The organism is Streptomyces sp. NPDC051776 (assembly GCF_040681345.1).
Lineage (GTDB): Bacteria > Actinomycetota > Actinomycetes > Streptomycetales > Streptomycetaceae > Streptomyces.
In genome coordinates this window covers 61,536-77,065 of record NZ_JBFAYQ010000015.1, presented here as the reverse complement: position 1 = coordinate 77,065, position 15,530 = coordinate 61,536, and the positions used below count along the sequence as shown (strand labels likewise).

Sequence of the window (15,530 nt, the reverse complement as noted above, 5' to 3'; positions counted from 1 at the left end):
CGTGCCCCGGACCGGTCGGTGCCCCGAGCCGGTCGGTGCCCCGAGCCGGTCGGTGCCGCCAGCCGCTCCTCACCGCGAGCCGGTCCGGGCCCCGAGCCGGTCGGTGACGCGAGCCGCTCCTCACCCCGAGCCGGTCCGTACCCCGCGCTAACCGCGCAGGTCGACCAGCACCGGCGGGGCGTGTTCGCCGCGGACGGTCGTCAATGACAGCACCGCATGCCCGGCCGGGACGGAGTGGGCCAGCTCGGAGGCCGACCACCTTTCGCGCTCCACCCTCCGTACGGTCACCGACTCCGCCGTCACCGCCCGCCCCGTGACGAGGCGGCGGACGGTGTGCACCACGCGCGTGAGCGGCTCGTCGGCGATGATCTGCCGGTTGGTGACGTCGCGGGCCTCCACCCACTCCTTGCCCCACACCTCCGCGAAACGGGCGCCGTCCCACGTCGTCACCCCGGCGAAGGCCATCCGGCAGCCGACCGCGCCGAGCAGGGGGGTCCGCAGCGCCTCCGGTACGTCCTCCAGCGTCCGCAGCGTCAGCACGGCCCCGGCGTTCGCCGAGCGCAGCCGCTGGATGCCGCGCAGCGACTCGGCAGTGACGGTCTGCGTGGCGTCGTCGAGCACCACGCAGGTGAAGAGCGAGCGGTCGGTGCGGGCCGTGGCGCACTCGGCGAACTGCGCGAGAACCAGGCGGGCCAGCAGCCGGGACGCCTCCGCGTGACCGCGCTCGGGCAGGTCGATACGGACCCGCAACGGGTGCTCCAGGGCACGTAGCGAGAACGGGCTCCCCTCCCCCGTGGGGTCGAAGAAGTCCGCGAAGGCCGGGCGGTCGAGCAGGGCGATCCGGTCGGCCAGCAGGGCGCCCGCGTCTCCTGCACGCCCCGACTGCCGCTCGCGCGCGTCGAGTTCGCGGAGCTGTGTGGCGTCGCCGGACCGCTCCAGCGCGGAGCGGAGCGCGCCGAGAGCGGCCTTCGAGCCGTCCAGCAGCTCTCGCAGCTCCGCTACGGCGGGGAAGCGGCCGTGGACGGCGCGGAACGGTCCGAGCACCTGGGCCAGGACCGTTGCCGCCCTGCGGCTGTCGCCGCCGAGCAAGGTGTCGGCCAGGTCCCCGACGAGGGCCTCGGCGAGCATGGCCGCCGCGGCGTCCGGATCGCTGGTGCCGCCGTAGAGGTCCAGGTCGTAGGCGGAACCGGGCTGCCCGATCCGGATCACGACGTCGAACGCCTCGTCCGGACCGAGCCCCGCACCGGCCGCCCCGACGGCGACGACCGCGGCCAGCCCGGCGAGCGCCTGTAGGCACAGGGCCTCCACGACCGGCAGGACCAGATGCCCGGTCTTGCCGGAGCCGGGCGGTCCGACGGCAAGCACCGAGGTGCCGAGGAGCGCCGGGTCGAGGGCGGATCCGGCGCCCCGGTACGCGTACGGATTGCGCGGTTCGTCGGCCGCGGTGCCGATCCGCACCTGACGGGTGCGCAGGTCGTGGCGGGCGGTGCGGGCGGGCAGATCGCGGGCGCCCGACGGATGCGCGCAGGCTGCCGCGCCGTGCTGCCGCACGGTGTCGACGAAGGCCGCCAGGCGGGAGGGCCGGGCCTGTACGGAACGCCAGGCGCGGCTGATCCGCGCATGGTCCACGTCGTTCATCCGCCCTGCCCGTGCCTCGGCGGCGAGCGTATCGGCCGCTTCTGCCGCCCCCGCCGCCCTTAGCTCGGGCCACTCGGCGGGATCCTCCTGTGGCTCGGGCGGGGCCTGGGCATGTGCGGTTTGCCGGGGCCGGCGCAGCTGCGGCCATGTCCCGGCGCGTCCGACGGCCGCGACGACGGCGCCCGCCAGCAGGACGTAGTACACGTCCGACACGGTCTCCAGCCACGAGGTGGTACGCGGCATTTCACGCCATACGCCGGGCAGGAGCACGAACAGCGGCCACAGCGGGATGCCGTAGCGCCGCCAGACCTCGCGCCAGTTGCCGACGCGGCCGAAACCGACGGCGAGGCCGGTCAGAACGAGCGCGTAGTAGAGGTAGGAGACCGCGACGAAGCCCTGGGTCGCCTTCCAGTCGTCGGGCACCAGCAGCAGCATCGGCAGCAGCCACCAGTCGTCGACGAAGATCCACCAGCCCTCGAGGTACTGGTTCCACAGCAGTGACCAGAGCAGCCAGCCGCACAGGAACGCGATCAGCGCACCGCTGAAAAGCTGGCGGCCGGGGATGCGGTCCGGTTCCTCCGGGGGCCGGGGGCGGTGGCCGAAGGCCCAGATGCCCGGGGCGGCCAGGGCGCGCGGGGTCCGCAGCCAGGCGAGGAAGTCCCCCTCCCCCGGCCGGCCGGGCGGAAGCGGCGGCACGGGCGGCGCCGACGCCGGGCGTGGTGGGACAGCTCCGGCCGGCGGCGGTCCCGCGGGCCGGGGCACGTGGTCCGATCGCGTGCTGCGCGGGTCGTACGTGCCCTCGGTGTCCATCTGCTGCTGTGCCCCCTGACCGGCCCGGGTGTTCGGTAAGCGCCGCCGCTCAATCTAGTGCCCCCGCCTGGGGAGTTCAGCGATCCGTCCGCCGCGGCTGACGGTGCGCCGGACGGGGTGGCCGGTGCAGCAGACCCCCGCAGGGCGCGCACGGGTGGCTTCCGGGGGCGCCGGCGGCGCTATGGCCACCACGGACAACGTGACACGCGCACCGCTACCCGACGGAGCATGCCCCCGGCCGTGGTCCGGCCCTAGCCTGCGGGAGTAGGACCAGTAGGCCCACGTAAGCCCGAATGGGCTGCGTTCATCCCCGGACCACAGGAGATCCACCATGACCGCAACCGCCGGAGGCCCCTCGCTCCCGCAGGAGCGCCGCGTCGTCACCGCGATCCCCGGGCCGAAGTCCCGGGAGCTGCAGGCCCGCCGGACCTCGGCGGTCGCCGGTGGCGTCGGATCCGTGATGCCGGTCTTCGCCGCGCGTGCGGAGGGCGGCGTGCTCGAGGACGTGGACGGCAACTCGTTCATCGACTTCGGCTCCGGCATCGCCGTGACCACGGTCGGCAACAGCGCCGAGGCCGTCGTACGCCGGGCGTCCGCCCAGCTCGCCGACTTCACCCACACCTGTTTCATGGTCACGCCGTACGAGGGCTATGTGGAGGTGTGCGAGGAGCTGGCCCGCCTCACGCCGGGCGACCACGCCAAGAAGTCGGCGCTGTTCAACTCCGGCGCCGAGGCCGTGGAGAACGCGGTGAAGATCGCCCGCTCCTACACCAAGCGACAGGCCGTCGTCGTGTTCGACCACGGCTACCACGGCCGGACCAACCTGACGATGGCGCTCACGTCGAAGAACATGCCGTACAAGCACTCGTTCGGCCCCTTCGCGCCGGAGATCTACCGCGCGCCCGTCGCCTACCCCTTCCGCTGGCTGACCGGGCCCGAGAACTGCGCCAAGGAAGCCGCGGACCAGGCCATCGACATGATCACCAAGCAGATCGGCGCCGAGAACGTCGCCGCGGTCGTGATCGAGCCGCTCCTCGGCGAGGGCGGCTTCATCGAGCCGGCCAAGGGCTTCCTGCCCGCGATCGCGCGGTTCGCCAAGGACAACGGGATCGTCTTCGTCGCCGACGAGATCCAGTCCGGCTTCTGCCGCACCGGCCAGTGGTTCGCGTGCGAGGACGAGGGCATCGTTCCCGATCTGATCACCACCGCCAAGGGCATCGCGGGCGGCCTGCCGCTCGCCGCCGTGACCGGTCGCGCCGAGATCATGGACGCCGCGCACAGCGGTGGTCTGGGCGGCACGTACGGCGGCAATCCGGTCGCCTGCGCCGCGGCGCTCGGCGCGATCGAGACGATGCGCGAGCTCGACCTTCCCGCCAGGGCCCGGCGGATCGCGGACATCATGAAGCCGCGGCTGGCCGCGATGCAGGAGAAGTACGACGTCATCGGCGATGTCCGCGGCCGTGGCGCGATGATCGCCATCGAGCTGGTGAAGTCCGGTTCCAAGGAGCCCAACCCGGAGGCGACGGCCGCGCTGGCCAAGGCGTGCCACTCCGAGGGCCTGCTCGTCCTGACCACCGGCACGTACGGCAACGTCCTGCGCTTCCTGCCGCCGCTGGTCATCGGCGAGGACCTGCTGAACGAAGGCCTGGACATTCTGGAGGACGCCCTCGCCGGGCTCTGACCAGTTTCCGGGAACCGTACGGGAGTTCGGCCTGTTCACCGGCCCCCGCCATGATCCACTGGGCCATCTGTGAGGCCTCGTGAAGAATGTGTGGGGGGCCGATGGCGGACGGGCGATCCGTCTGTCGGGCCCGCCCCGCCTGGCGTACGGTTCCTGCAGATGAGAGAAACACCCCGCTCGCAGGGGACTGCGGGCGATGCCGAGTCGGCGCATCCCCAGCCCCGGCCCGGCCGTGCCCTCGCGCACACCACCGGAGCTTCCGGCTCCGGAACTCCTCACCGATCGGACGGCCGCCCGCCCCATACCCCCCGGGGCGCGCGGCACACCGGTCGCGACGACCGCCCTGGAACTCTCCCCCCTGTTCCGGGGCGGTCGCCTTTGGGGAGGCTGTTCGTCCCAGTGGTCCTTCCCGTCCTGTGCGGGGTCCTCTTCACTCTGCTCACCTGGCAGATCTCGACCGGAGGGTGGCTGCGCGCGCTGGACGAGCGCATCGGTCACCGGCTCTTCCATCCCGGGTCCGCACACCCCCTCGCCGAGGCCGCCGCCGACCTTGGCAACACGCAGATCGCGCTGATCGTCCTGGTGGCGGCGGTGGGCTGCGCTGTGTGGCACGGGTTACGGATGCGCGTACGGCGCTGGTGGCTGCCGCCGCTGACCGCCGCCGCCGCGATGGCGTCCGTCCCGGCGCTCGTGGTCCCGCTGAAGGACGTGATCGGCCGACCGGGTCCGCTCGGCCCCGCGGAGAACTACGGCTGGTACCCCTCGGGCCACGCGGCGACCGCCACCGTCGCGTACGGCGCCGCGGCCCTTCTCCTCGCCCCCGCACTGCGCCGCGCCCTGGCCCGCCTGCTGCTGGCCGGCGCGGCGCTCCTGCTCAACCTCCTCGTCGGCGCGGGGCTGATCCTCTGCGGCTACCACTGGCCGATCGATGTGCTGGGCAGTTGGCTGCTGTTCGGCGGACTGCTGTGTGCGCTGTGCGTACCGCTGACGCACCGACGGCGGGCATGAGAGGGCCCGGCTACGAGTCGAAGCCGAGGCCGATCCGGTCCATCGCCTTGAGCCAGAGGTTGCGCCGGCCGCCGCCCGCATCCGCACGGGCCAGCGACCACTGGGTGATGCCGATGCCCGCCCAGCGCACCGGTTCCGGCGGGAAGGGCAGCGGCTTGGAGCGCACCATGTCGGTCTCGGTGCGCTCGGTCCTCTCGCCGCCGAGCAGATCGAGCATCACGTCCGCCCCGAACCGGCTGGCCCCGACGCCGAGTCCGGTGTAGCCCACCGCGTACGCGACGCGCCCCCGGTGGGCCGTGCCGAAGAACGGCGAGAACCGCGAGCAGGTGTCGATGACACCGCCCCAGGTGTGGGTGAACCGCACGCCTTCGAGCTGCGGGAAGCAGCGGAAGAAGTGGCCGGCGAGCTTGAGATACGTCTCGGGGCGCTGGTGGTACTCCTCCGCGATGCGCCCGCCGTAGTGATAGACGACGTCGTAGCCGCCCCAGAGGATCCGGTTGTCCTCGGTCAGCCGGAAGTAGTGGAAGTGGTTGGCGCTGTCGGAGAGGCCCTGCCGGTTCCTCCAGCCGATGGAGGCGAGCTGATCCTGCTTGAGCGGCTCGGTCATCAGCGCGTAGTCGTAGACCGGAACCACGTACGGGCGGACCCGGCGCACCAGGTTGGGGAAGGCGTTGGTCCCGAGCGCCACCTGCCGGGCCAGGACCCGGCCGTACGGGGTGCGCACGCCCATGCCCGCGCCGCGCGGGACCAGCTCGGTGGCCGGGGTGTGTTCGTGGATCCGTACTCCGAGGTCGAGGCAGGCGCGCTTCAGCCCCCAGGCGAGGCGGGCCGGGTTGAGCATGGCGACGCCGGTGCGGTCCCAGAGCCCGGCGAGGAAGGTCGGTGAGTCGACCTCGGCCCGCACCGCGTCACCGTCCAGGTGGGTCAGCTCGATGCCGAGCGCGGCCGCCTGTTCCGCTCTCTCGCGCAGTTCGGCGACCTGGTACGGCTCGGTGGCGAGGTCGATCTCCCCGGTGCGCTCGAAGGCGCAGTCGATGCCGTAGCGGCCGACGGCGGACTCGATCGCGTCGAGGTTGGTCCGGCCCAGCTCCTGGAGCCTGGGCATTTCGTCCGGCCAGCGGGAGAGTCCGTTGGCGAAGCCATGGGTGAGGGAGGCGGCACAGAAGCCGCCGTTGCGGCCGGAGGCGGCCCAGCCTGTCTCCCTGCCCTCGATGAGGACGACATCGCGGGAGGGGTCCCGCTCCTTGGCGATGAGCGCGGTCCACAGCCCCGAGTACCCGCCGCCGACGACGAGCAGATCGCAGTGCTCGTCGCCGACGAGGGCGGGCAGGGCAGCGGGCTTGCCGGGGTCGTCCAGCCAGTACGGGACGGGGCGCGCCCCGGCGAGGGAGTGAGCGGAGGACGGTGCGGTGGGTTCCCCGAAAGGGAGGGGCATGGCACGGACGGCCATGGATTTCAGCTCCTCTTGCGGCGGCCGCTGAGCAGTTGCCCGGCGAGCACGCACAGGACGGCCACGGCGAACATCGCCGTGCCGATGACATTGATCTGGACGGGCGTGCCGCGCTGCGCCGAACCCCATACGAACATGGGGAACGTGACGGTCGAGCCCGCGTTGAAATTGGTGATGATGAAGTCGTCGAAGGAGAGCGCGAAGGCGAGCAGCGCTCCGGCGGCGATGCCGGGCGCGGCGATGGGCAGGGTGACCCGCAGGAAGGTCTGCACGGGGCCCGCGTAGAGGTCCTGGGCGGCCTGCTCCAGGCGCGGGTCCATGCTCATCACCCGGGCCTTGACCGCGGTGACGACGAAGCTCAGGCAGAACATGATGTGCGCGATGAGGATCGTCCAGAAGCCGAACTCCGCGCCCAGGTTGAGGAACAGGGTGCCGAGGGAGGCGCCCATGACGACCTCCGGCATGGCCATCGGCAGGAAGATCAGGGTGTTGACGGCCCCGCGCGCCCGGAACCGGTAGCGGGCCAGCGCAAAGGCGATCATCGTGCCGAGCACGGTCGCGCCGACGGTCGCCCAGAGCGCGATCTGCAGGCTGAGCCCGAGCGAGCCGCACAAGTCGGCCACGCCGCACGGGTCGGTCCAGGCGTCGGTGGAGAACCGCTGCCACTCGTAGTTGAACCGCCCGTTGGGCTTGTTGAAGGAGAAGACCAGAACGATGACGTTCGGGACGATCAGATAGGCGAGCGTGAGCACGCCCGCGATCACCACGAGATTGCGTCGGAGCCAGCGCATCAGACGAGGTCCTCCGTCCCGGACTTGCGGATGTAGACGGTGACCATCGCGAGGATCGCCGCCATGAGGATGAAGGACAGCGCGGCGGCCGTCGGGTAGTCGAGGACCCGCAGGAACTGCGACTGGATGACGTTGCCGACCATCTTCTCGTCCGTGGAGCCCAGCAGTTCGGCGTTGATGTAGTCACCGGTGGCCGGGATGAAGGTGAGCAGCGTGCCCGCGACGACGCCCGGCATCGACAGCGGGAAGGTCACCTTGCGGAAAGCCGTGAAGGGACGGGCGTAGAGGTCGCCCGCGGCCTCGTGCAGCCGGCCGTCGATCCGCTCCAGCGAGGTGTAGAGCGGAAGGATCATGAACGGCAGGAAGTTGTACGTCAGACCGCAGATGACCGCGAGCGGTGTGGCGAGCACGCGGTTCCCGTCGGTGACGCCCAGCAGCGAGGTCACGTCCAGGATGTGCAGGGTGTTGAGCAGCTCCACCACCGGGCCGCCGTCGGCGAGGATCGTCTTCCAGGCCAGCGTGCGGATCAGGAAGCTGGTGAAGAACGGCGCGATGACCAGGATCAGGACCAGGTTGCGCCAGCGGCCCGCGCGGAAGGCGATGGTGTACGCGAGCGGGTAGCCGACGAGCAGGCACAGCACGGTGGCGGTGCCGGAGTAGAGCACCGACTTCAGGAACTGCGGGTAGTACTCGGCCAGCGCGTTCCAGTAGGTCGCGAAGTGCCAGGTGACCTTGTAACCGGTCTCCAGGGTGCCGGTCTGCACCGACGTAGAGGCCTGGTAGACCATCGGCGCCAGGAAGAAGACCACCAGCCAGACGATGCCGGGCAGCAGGAGCCAGTACGGGACGAGCCGCTTGCGGGGGCCCGGCTTGTGGACCGGGGCCTCGGGCGAGGGGGGTGCGGGAGGCGCTTCCGCCGCCTGGGTCGCGGTCATGCGCCCTCCTCGACGGTTTCCGTGCCCGCGTCGATGTCCTGATCGGCGTCGAAGCCGAAGGTGTGGGCGGGGTTCCAGTGGAGGACGACCTCGGCACCCGGCACCAGCCGGCCGTCCCGCTCGACGTTCTGCTCGTAGACGGCGAGCTCGGAGCAGACGGGGGTGTCCACCACGTACTGGGTGGAGACGCCGATGAAGCTGGAGTCGGCGATGCGTCCGGTGATCCGGTTGCGGCCCTCGGAGATGGCGCCGGCGTCATCGGCATGGACCAGGGACACCTTCTCGGGGCGTACGCCGGCGAGCACCTTCCCGCCGGTGCGGACGGCCGCCGAACACCGTTTTGCAGGCAGCCTGAGCTTGGCCTCCCCCGCCTTGAGCAGGACCTCGTCACCGGAGGAGTCGGCGACCTCGGCCTCGATGAGGTTGGAGGTGCCCAGGAAGTTGGCGACGAAGGTGGTGCTGGGGTTCTCGTAGAGGTCGGCGGGGGCGCCGAGTTGCTCGACGCGGCCCGCGTTCATCACCGCGACCGTGTCGGCCATGGTCATGGCCTCCTCCTGGTCGTGGGTGACGTGCACGAAGGTGATTCCGACCTCGGTCTGGATCCGCTTGAGTTCGAGCTGCATCTGACGGCGCAGCTTCAGGTCGAGCGCGCCGAGCGGCTCGTCCAGGAGCAGCACCTGCGGGTGGTTGATGAGCGCGCGGGCGACCGCGACGCGCTGCTGCTGGCCGCCGGAGAGCTGGTGCGGCTTGCGGCGCGCCATCGGCCCGAGCTGGACCAGCTCCAGCATCTCCCCGACCTGCTTCTTCACGGACTTGACTCCGCGGCGGCGTAGCCCGAAGGCGACGTTCTCGTAGATGTCAAGGTGCGGGAAGAGCGCGTAGTTCTGGAAGACGGTGTTGACCGGGCGCTTGTACGGGGGCAGGGCCGTGACGTTCTTGCCGCCGAGCACGACCGTGCCCCGGGTGGGCTCCTCCAGTCCGGCGATCATCCGCAGGGTCGTGGTCTTGCCGCACCCCGAGGCGCCGAGCAGGGCGAAGAAGGAGCCGGCCGGTATGGAGAGGTCGAGCGGGTGGACGGCGGTGAAAGACCCGTACGTCTTGCTGATCCCGTTGAGGCGGACGTCTCCGCCGCTGCTGCTGTTCGAGGCGGTCTCTGTCATGAGGGCAGTCCAGTGTTCTCGGGGGCGGTCGGGAGCCGGTGGCCGTCAGGCGCCGATGAGCTTGGCGAACTTCTGCTCGAAGTCCGTCTCTTCCTCGGCGGAGAGCAGCCGGAAGGTGTGCGACTTCTTCGTGAACTCCGCGTCGGGGAGGATCAGCGGATTGGCCGCGAGCTCCTTGTCGATCTTCGCCAGCTCCTCGCGCACGCCGTCGACGGGACAGACGTAGTTGATGTAGGCGGCGATCTTCGCGGCGACCTTCGGCTCGTAGACGTAGTTGATGAAGCGCTCGGCGTTCCGCTTGTGCCGGGCCTTGTTCGGGATCAGCAGGTTGTCGGTGGCCATCATGAAACCGGCCTTCGGGATGGTGAACTTGATCGCCGGGTTGTCGGCCTGCAGCTGGACGAGGTCCCCGGCCCAGGCCACGCAGGCGGCGATGTCGCCCTTGCTGAGGTCGTCGACATAGTCGTTGCCGGTGAAGCGGCGGATCTGCTTGCGGTCGACGCCCTTCTGGAGGCGGGCGATGGCGGCGTCGAAGTCGTCGGCGCGGAAGTCCTCGGGGCGCTTGCCCATGTCGAGGAGAGTGAGCCCGACGGTGTCGCGCATCTCCGTCAGCATGCCGACCCGGCCTTTGAGGGCGGGGTCCTCCAGGAGCTGGGTGATGGAGGTGACCTTGCGTCCGTCCGTGGCCTTCTCGTTGTACGCGACGACCGCGGGGATGCCGGTCCAGGCGTAGGAGTGGGCGCGGACCGGGTCCCAGTCGGGGCTGCGGAATCCCTCGGCCAGATTCGCGTACGCATTGGGCAGGTTGGTCTGGTCGAGCTTCTGCATCCAGCCGAGCCGGATCATGCGCCCGGCCAGCCAGTCGGTGACGCAGATCAGGTCGCGACCGGTGTCCTGGCCCGCGGCGAGCTGAGGCTTGATCTTCCCGAAGAACTCGACGTTGTCGTTGATGTCCTCGGTGTATTTGACGTGGATGCCGGTGCGGCGCTTGAACTCCTCGAGCGACGGGCGGTGCTTGTTGTCGTCGCTGACGTCGATGTACTCCGTCCAGTTGGAGAAGTTGAGCCGCTTCTCCTCGTCGGAGTGGTCGTCGGCCTTGCCCGTCTCCGCGGTGCGGGTGGCGGGCGGGATACCGCAGGCGGAGAGGGCGCCGAGCCCTCCCACGGCCAGGGCTCCCGCACCGGCGGAGCGCAGCAGGGACCGGCGGCTCATCGCCATGCGGCCCTCGGTCATGCTGCGGCGTATGGCGGCGAGTTGGGGCGCCGACAGGGTCTCTGGCTCGTGGCTCTCCATTGCGCTGTGCCCTTTCACGGCTTTCGGTCAGCGGTCACCGAAGACGGTGCGGTGCCAGTCCTTGCGCGCCACCGCGGTGTTGTCGTACATCACATGCTTGACCTGGGTGTACTCGTCGAAGGAGTACGCCGACATGTCCTTGCCGAAGCCGGAGGCCTTGTAGCCCCCGTGCGGCATCTCACTGAGGATCGGGATGTGGTCGTTGATCCACACACAGCCCGCCTTGATCGCACGGGTGGCCCGGCCGGTGCGGTAGACGTCGCGGCTCCAGGCGGAGGCGGCGAGGCCGTAGGGGGTGTCGTTGGCGAGCGCGATGCCCTCGTCGTCGCCGTCGAAGGGCAGGACGACCAGGACCGGCCCGAAGACCTCGGACTGGACGATCTCGCTGTCCTGGGCGGCGCCGGTGACCAGCGTCGGGCGGTAGTACGCGCCCTTGGCCAGCTCGCCCTGCGGCGCCTCGCCCCCGGTGACGACACTGGCGTAGGAGCGGGCGCGGTCCACGAAGCCCGCGACCCGGTCGCGCTGGGCGTGCGAGATCAGCGGGCCGAGGTCGGTGGAGCCATCGGCCGGGTCGCCCAGGCGCACGGCGGCCATGAGGTCCGCTACGCCGGAGACGAACGCGTCGTACAGCGGCCGCTGGACGTAGGAGCGCGTGGCGGCGGTGCAGTCCTGACCGGAGTTGATGAGCGCGCCGGCGACGGCGCCGTGCACGGCGGCCTCCAGGTCGGCGTCGTCGAACACCACGAAGGGGGCCTTGCCTCCGAGTTCGAGGTGGAGGCGCTTGACGGTGCTCGTGGCGATCTCGGCCACGCGTTTGCCGACGGCCGTGGAGCCGGTGAAGGAGGTCATGGCGACGCCCGGGTGGCCGACGAGGTGCTCACCCGCGTCCCGCCCGGCGCCGCTGACGATGTTGATCACCCCGGTGGGGATGCCCGCCTCATCCGCGGCCTGGGCGAACAACAGCGAGGTGAACGGGGTGAGTTCGGCGGGCTTCAGCACGATGGTGTTGCCCGCCGCGACGGCCGGGAGGACCTTCCACGCGGCCATCTGCAGCGGGTAGTTCCACGGTGCGATGGACCCGACGACGCCGATGGGCTCGCGGCGGATGTACGAGGTGTGGTCTCCGGTGTACTCCCCCGCGGACTTGCCCTCGAGGTGGCGGGCCGCGCCCGCGAAGAACGACGCGTTGTCGACCGTGCCCGGCACATCGAACTCGGTCGTCAGCTTGATCGGCTTGCCGCACTGGAGCGTCTCGGCCCGGGCGAACTCCTCGGCCCGGTCGTCGAGGACGGCCGCGAAGCGGTGGAGGGCGTCGGAGCGCTCCCCGGGGGTCGCGCCCGACCACTCGGGGAACGCGCGGGCTGCGGCCTCCACGGCGGCATCGACATCGGCGGTGCCGGCCAGTTCGTAGGTGTACACCGCCTCGCCGGTGGCCGGGTCGACGACCGCGTGCTCCCGGCCGGACGTGCCGCGGCGCAGCTCACCGGCGATGTATTGGGCACCGTCGGCGAAGCGCTCGTCCGCCTGGAAGGGACTGCTCATATCGCTCTCCTCCGCCGACCTGGTCCCCCTGTGACAGCGGTCGGCGTAGCTCCAGCTTTGATTGAACGCCGATCCTGACAGAGCAGGGGGCAATCAACAAGTGATTCCGTTGTTGCCTTTTGGTTACGCGACGGAATCTGTCGGTCAATGTGTCGGGCGGGCGTCGAATTCGATGGACGCAGTGTCAGGGGTCGCTGCGAGACTCCCATGCCATGGGGAATCGGATCGAGAGCATCGCGGCGCTGGTCGAGCGGGGCGAACGGGGCGAAGAAGGCAGGCCGCCGGGACCGCGGTTTCGACGAGGCGACCCGGCGGGCGCACCGCTACGGGATCGTGCCGGCTGAATCTGCTGGGCTTCGCTTCGCCGACGGCGGCGCGGGAGCGAGCGGGCGGTGGCGCCGGGGCGGGCCCGGACCGACGGCGGACGCTCTACCGCTGGAGCGTGGCGATCGCGGTCACCCCGGAGGCGGCTGCGGCGCTGCTGTAGGAGCTGCTGCTGTAGGAACTGCTGGTGTCGTCCTGGGAGGTGGCGACGACCAGCACCAGCATCAGCGCACCGGCGACGACCGCGACGATGCCGAGGATCACTCCCGCCAGGGCCTGGCCGCCGTTCCCGGCCTCTCCGCGCGTGGCCTTTCCACGCCCGAGTGCACCGAAGATGATCGCCAGCACGCCGAGGATGATCGCGAAGACGCTGGTGAAGAAGAGAACGGTGCCGATGATGCCGATCACCATGCCGGCGATGGCCAGCCCGTTGGTCGGTGCGGGCTGCCCGGACTGCCAGCCGGCGCCGTAGCCGCCCGACCCGTAGCCACCGGGGGCCGAGTAGCCGGGGTAGGCCGGATAGCCGCCGTACGGGCTGCCGCTGCCGTAACCGCTCGTGCCGTACGGGTCGGGGCCGTACGCCGTGGAGTGCGAGGCCGGGCCGGTGGGCGCGATCGGGGGCGGGGGCACCGCGCCGCCTCCCGCCGCGGGCGGAGGCTGATGGGCCGCGGGGGGCGGGGGCACCGGCTGGTGGCCACCGGAGGGCGGCATGCCCGGGCCCGCGGGCCGGTCCCCCGCCGGCGGTATGGGCCGCGGCTTGTCCAGGGGCACCGGCTGCTCCGGCGGAGCCCACGGATCACGCGGCTCGGGCTGCTGGGGCTTCTCGGCGTCGAACATGTTCCTCCCCTTCGGACGTCCGGCAATGCTACGGCCTGCCGCCCGAACGGTCCCCGGAACGGTCGCACCCTCTGCCATTCCCCGCCCCCTCCCCGACCGGCCAACCGCCAGGGCCCGCGACCGGCGCTGCACGGGCCCGGTCCTACGATGATCTCTGCCCGGAACCAGAACGCCTGTCCCCAGGAGGACCGATGGCCGATCTCCACACCTTCATCGCGGGACTGCCCAAGGCGGAACTCCACGTCCACCACGTGGGCTCGGCCTCTCCGCGCATCGTCGCCGAACTGGCCGCCCGGCACCCCGACTCCAAGGTGCCCACCAACCCCGAGGCGCTGGTGGACTACTTCACCTTCCGGGACTTCGCCCACTTCATCGAGGTCTATCTGTCCGTGGTGGACCTGGTGCGCGACGCCGACGACGTACGGCTGCTCACCTACGAGGTGGCCCACGAGATGGCGCAGCAGAGCATCCGGTACGCCGAGCTGACCGTCACGCCGTTCAGCTCCGTCCGCCGCGGCATCATCGACGTGGCGTTCGTCGAGGCCATCGAGGACGCCCGCAGGGCGGCGGAGGCCGACCTCGGTGTGATCCTGCGCTGGTGCTTCGACATCCCGGGAGAGGCGGGGCTGGAGGCGGCCGAGGAGACGGCGCGGATCGCGGTGGACCTGGCGCCCGAGGGCCTGGTGTCGTTCGGTCTCGGCGGACCCGAACTCGGCGTCGCGCGGCCGCAGTTCAAGCCGTACTTCGACCGCGCCATCGCGGCCGGGCTGCACAGCGTGCCGCACGCGGGCGAGACCACGGGTCCGCAGACGATCTGGGACGCGCTGACCCATCTGCGCGCCGAGCGCATCGGCCACGGCACGAGTGCCACTCAGGACCCGCGGCTGCTGGCGCACCTCGCCGAGCACCGCATCCCGCTGGAGGTGTGTCCGACCTCCAACGTCGCGACGCGCGCCGTGGCGCACCTCGACGAGCACCCCATCAAGGAAATGGTGGCTGCCGGCGTGCTGGTGACCGTGAACAGCGACGATCCCCCGATGTTCGGCACCGACCTCAACACCGAGTACGGGGTGGCCGCCGGGCTGCTGGACCTGGACGAGCGCGGCGTCGCCGGCCTCGCCAAGAACGCCGTCGAGGCGTCCTTCCTCGACCCCTCCGGCAAGGAGAAGCTCCTCGCGGAGATCGACGGGTACACCGCCTCGTGGCTGCAGTAGCCGTCGCCCACCGCGGTGACCCGTACCGGGCCCGTGAGAACACCCTGCCCTCGCTGCGCTCAGCGGTCCGGCAGGGCGCGGACGCGGTGGAGTTCGACGTACGGCTCACCCGCGACGGCGTTCCGGTGCTCCTCCACGACGCGACCCTGGAGCGGCTGTGGGATGTGGAGCGGCCGCTCGCCGAGGTCACGGCGGAAGAGGTGCGTGACCTGACCGGCGGCGGCGTTCCTACGCTCGCCGAGGGGCTGACGGCGGTCTGTGACGGGTCCGCGGCCCGCCCGATGATCGATCTGCCGGATCCGGCGGCGGCGCCCGCTACGGTCGGCGAGGTCCGCGCGTCCGGGCTCGGCGGCCGCGCCTACTACTGCGGCGGGGCCCCGGGCATGCTGGCCGTACGCGCGGCGGATCCGGACGCGGAGATCGCCCTCACGTGGACCACGCTCGCCCCGCCGCCGCCCGCACTCGTCGCCGCCGTGCGCCCGCGCTGGCTCAACTACCGCTTCGGTCTGGTGAGCGGGGGCCTCGTGGCGCGCCTCCATGCCAGGGGCCTGCTCGTGTCCGCCTGGACGGCGGACACCGGCCGGACGATGAAGCGTCTGCTGCGCCACGGCGTGGACTCCGTCACCACCAACCGCATCGACTGCCTGCGCCGGGTGCTGGACGGCTGAGCGCGGCGCCGTCCGCTCCCCGATTCGCAACCCCCCGCTGCCTCCGGCCCCTGCGGCCGGCTCCGGGGCCGCGTAGGCCCGTTCGGAGTCCGGCGACGGTGTTCCGCTCCCGGGCGGAGCCGGTACGGCGACGGCGCGCCCCGACGATGTGCCGGGGCGCGCCGTCGCGGTGGCGCCGC

12 protein-coding genes are annotated in these 15,530 nt (G+C 71.3%); 4 read left to right on the top strand and 8 right to left on the bottom strand.

Annotated features, from left to right (window positions below):
• Positions 1 to 147: 147 nt before the first annotated feature.
• On the bottom strand, positions 148 to 2,448 hold the full coding sequence (locus AB0M26_RS14735) for an ATP/GTP-binding protein (RefSeq protein ID WP_365259995.1): 2,301 nt from the start codon (positions 2,446 to 2,448) through the stop codon (positions 148 to 150).
• Between the two features lie 331 nt (positions 2,449 to 2,779).
• Between AB0M26_RS14735 and gabT the strand changes: the two genes are divergently transcribed.
• Together gabT and AB0M26_RS14725 are read left to right on the top strand one after the other, a co-directional pair.
• Entirely contained in the window at positions 2,780 to 4,129 is a 1,350-nt protein-coding gene (gabT, locus tag AB0M26_RS14730) for a 4-aminobutyrate--2-oxoglutarate transaminase (protein ID WP_365259992.1), read from the top strand.
• A gap of 399 nt (positions 4,130 to 4,528) precedes the next feature.
• Positions 4,529 to 5,137, top strand: a complete 609-nt coding sequence (locus AB0M26_RS14725) for a phosphatase PAP2 family protein (protein ID WP_365259989.1) — start codon at positions 4,529 to 4,531, stop codon at positions 5,135 to 5,137.
• Between the two features lie 10 nt (positions 5,138 to 5,147).
• Here the strand turns inward: AB0M26_RS14725 and AB0M26_RS14720 are convergent, their stop codons facing one another.
• From AB0M26_RS14720 to AB0M26_RS14690, 7 genes are all read right to left on the bottom strand, one after another.
• Positions 5,148 to 6,587 carry an FAD-dependent oxidoreductase gene (locus AB0M26_RS14720; protein WP_365259986.1) on the bottom strand — a complete coding sequence of 480 codons (1,440 nt, stop codon included), beginning with the start codon at positions 6,585 to 6,587 and terminating at the stop codon, positions 5,148 to 5,150.
• A gap of 5 nt (positions 6,588 to 6,592) precedes the next feature.
• Positions 6,593 to 7,378 carry an ABC transporter permease gene (locus AB0M26_RS14715; RefSeq protein WP_365259983.1) on the bottom strand — a complete coding sequence of 262 codons (786 nt, stop codon included), beginning with the start codon at positions 7,376 to 7,378 and terminating at the stop codon, positions 6,593 to 6,595.
• Positions 7,378 to 8,313: an ABC transporter permease gene (locus AB0M26_RS14710; protein ID WP_365259980.1), complete on the bottom strand. Its 936-nt coding sequence runs from the start codon at positions 8,311 to 8,313 to the stop codon at positions 7,378 to 7,380. The genes AB0M26_RS14715 and AB0M26_RS14710 overlap by 1 nt, the downstream gene beginning before the upstream one ends.
• Positions 8,310 to 9,473, bottom strand: coding sequence for an ABC transporter ATP-binding protein (locus AB0M26_RS14705; RefSeq protein ID WP_365259977.1), 1,164 nt, complete (start codon positions 9,471 to 9,473; stop codon positions 8,310 to 8,312). Before AB0M26_RS14705 ends, AB0M26_RS14710 begins: the two co-directional genes overlap by 4 nt.
• A gap of 45 nt (positions 9,474 to 9,518) precedes the next feature.
• A complete protein-coding gene (locus AB0M26_RS14700; protein ID WP_365259974.1) occupies positions 9,519 to 10,766 on the bottom strand; it encodes a spermidine/putrescine ABC transporter substrate-binding protein in 1,248 nt (415 codons plus the stop codon).
• Positions 10,767 to 10,793: 27 nt separating this feature from the next.
• Entirely contained in the window at positions 10,794 to 12,308 is a 1,515-nt protein-coding gene (locus tag AB0M26_RS14695) for a gamma-aminobutyraldehyde dehydrogenase (protein WP_365259971.1), read from the bottom strand.
• A 429-nt stretch (positions 12,309 to 12,737) separates the two neighbouring features.
• Positions 12,738 to 13,469, bottom strand: a complete 732-nt coding sequence (locus AB0M26_RS14690; protein WP_365259968.1) for a DUF4190 domain-containing protein — start codon at positions 13,467 to 13,469, stop codon at positions 12,738 to 12,740.
• A gap of 191 nt (positions 13,470 to 13,660) precedes the next feature.
• On the opposite strand from AB0M26_RS14690, the gene AB0M26_RS14685 reads away from it, so the two are divergent.
• Positions 13,661 to 14,683 carry an adenosine deaminase gene (locus AB0M26_RS14685; RefSeq protein ID WP_365259965.1) on the top strand — a complete coding sequence of 341 codons (1,023 nt, stop codon included), beginning with the start codon at positions 13,661 to 13,663 and terminating at the stop codon, positions 14,681 to 14,683.
• Positions 14,671 to 15,351 carry a glycerophosphodiester phosphodiesterase gene (locus tag AB0M26_RS14680; protein ID WP_365259962.1) on the top strand — a complete coding sequence of 227 codons (681 nt, stop codon included), beginning with the start codon at positions 14,671 to 14,673 and terminating at the stop codon, positions 15,349 to 15,351. The genes AB0M26_RS14685 and AB0M26_RS14680 overlap by 13 nt, the downstream gene beginning before the upstream one ends.
• The last annotated feature ends 179 nt before the right edge of the window (positions 15,352 to 15,530 follow it).

Coding starts and splice junctions, on each gene's coding strand:
- AB0M26_RS14710 (WP_365259980.1), bottom strand. CDS start 8,313: ATGACCGCGACCCAGGCGGCGGAAGCGCCTCCCGCACCCCCCTCGCCC.
- AB0M26_RS14695 (WP_365259971.1), bottom strand. CDS start 12,308: ATGAGCAGTCCCTTCCAGGCGGACGAGCGCTTCGCCGACGGTGCCCAA.
- AB0M26_RS14715 (WP_365259983.1), bottom strand. CDS start 7,378: ATGCGCTGGCTCCGACGCAATCTCGTGGTGATCGCGGGCGTGCTCACG.
- AB0M26_RS14735 (WP_365259995.1), bottom strand. CDS start 2,448: ATGGACACCGAGGGCACGTACGACCCGCGCAGCACGCGATCGGACCAC.
- AB0M26_RS14720 (WP_365259986.1), bottom strand. CDS start 6,587: ATGGCCGTCCGTGCCATGCCCCTCCCTTTCGGGGAACCCACCGCACCG.
- AB0M26_RS14685 (WP_365259965.1), top strand. CDS start 13,661: ATGGCCGATCTCCACACCTTCATCGCGGGACTGCCCAAGGCGGAACTC.
- AB0M26_RS14700 (WP_365259974.1), bottom strand. CDS start 10,766: ATGGAGAGCCACGAGCCAGAGACCCTGTCGGCGCCCCAACTCGCCGCC.
- AB0M26_RS14705 (WP_365259977.1), bottom strand. CDS start 9,473: ATGACAGAGACCGCCTCGAACAGCAGCAGCGGCGGAGACGTCCGCCTC.
- gabT (WP_365259992.1), top strand. CDS start 2,780: ATGACCGCAACCGCCGGAGGCCCCTCGCTCCCGCAGGAGCGCCGCGTC.
- AB0M26_RS14690 (WP_365259968.1), bottom strand. CDS start 13,469: ATGTTCGACGCCGAGAAGCCCCAGCAGCCCGAGCCGCGTGATCCGTGG.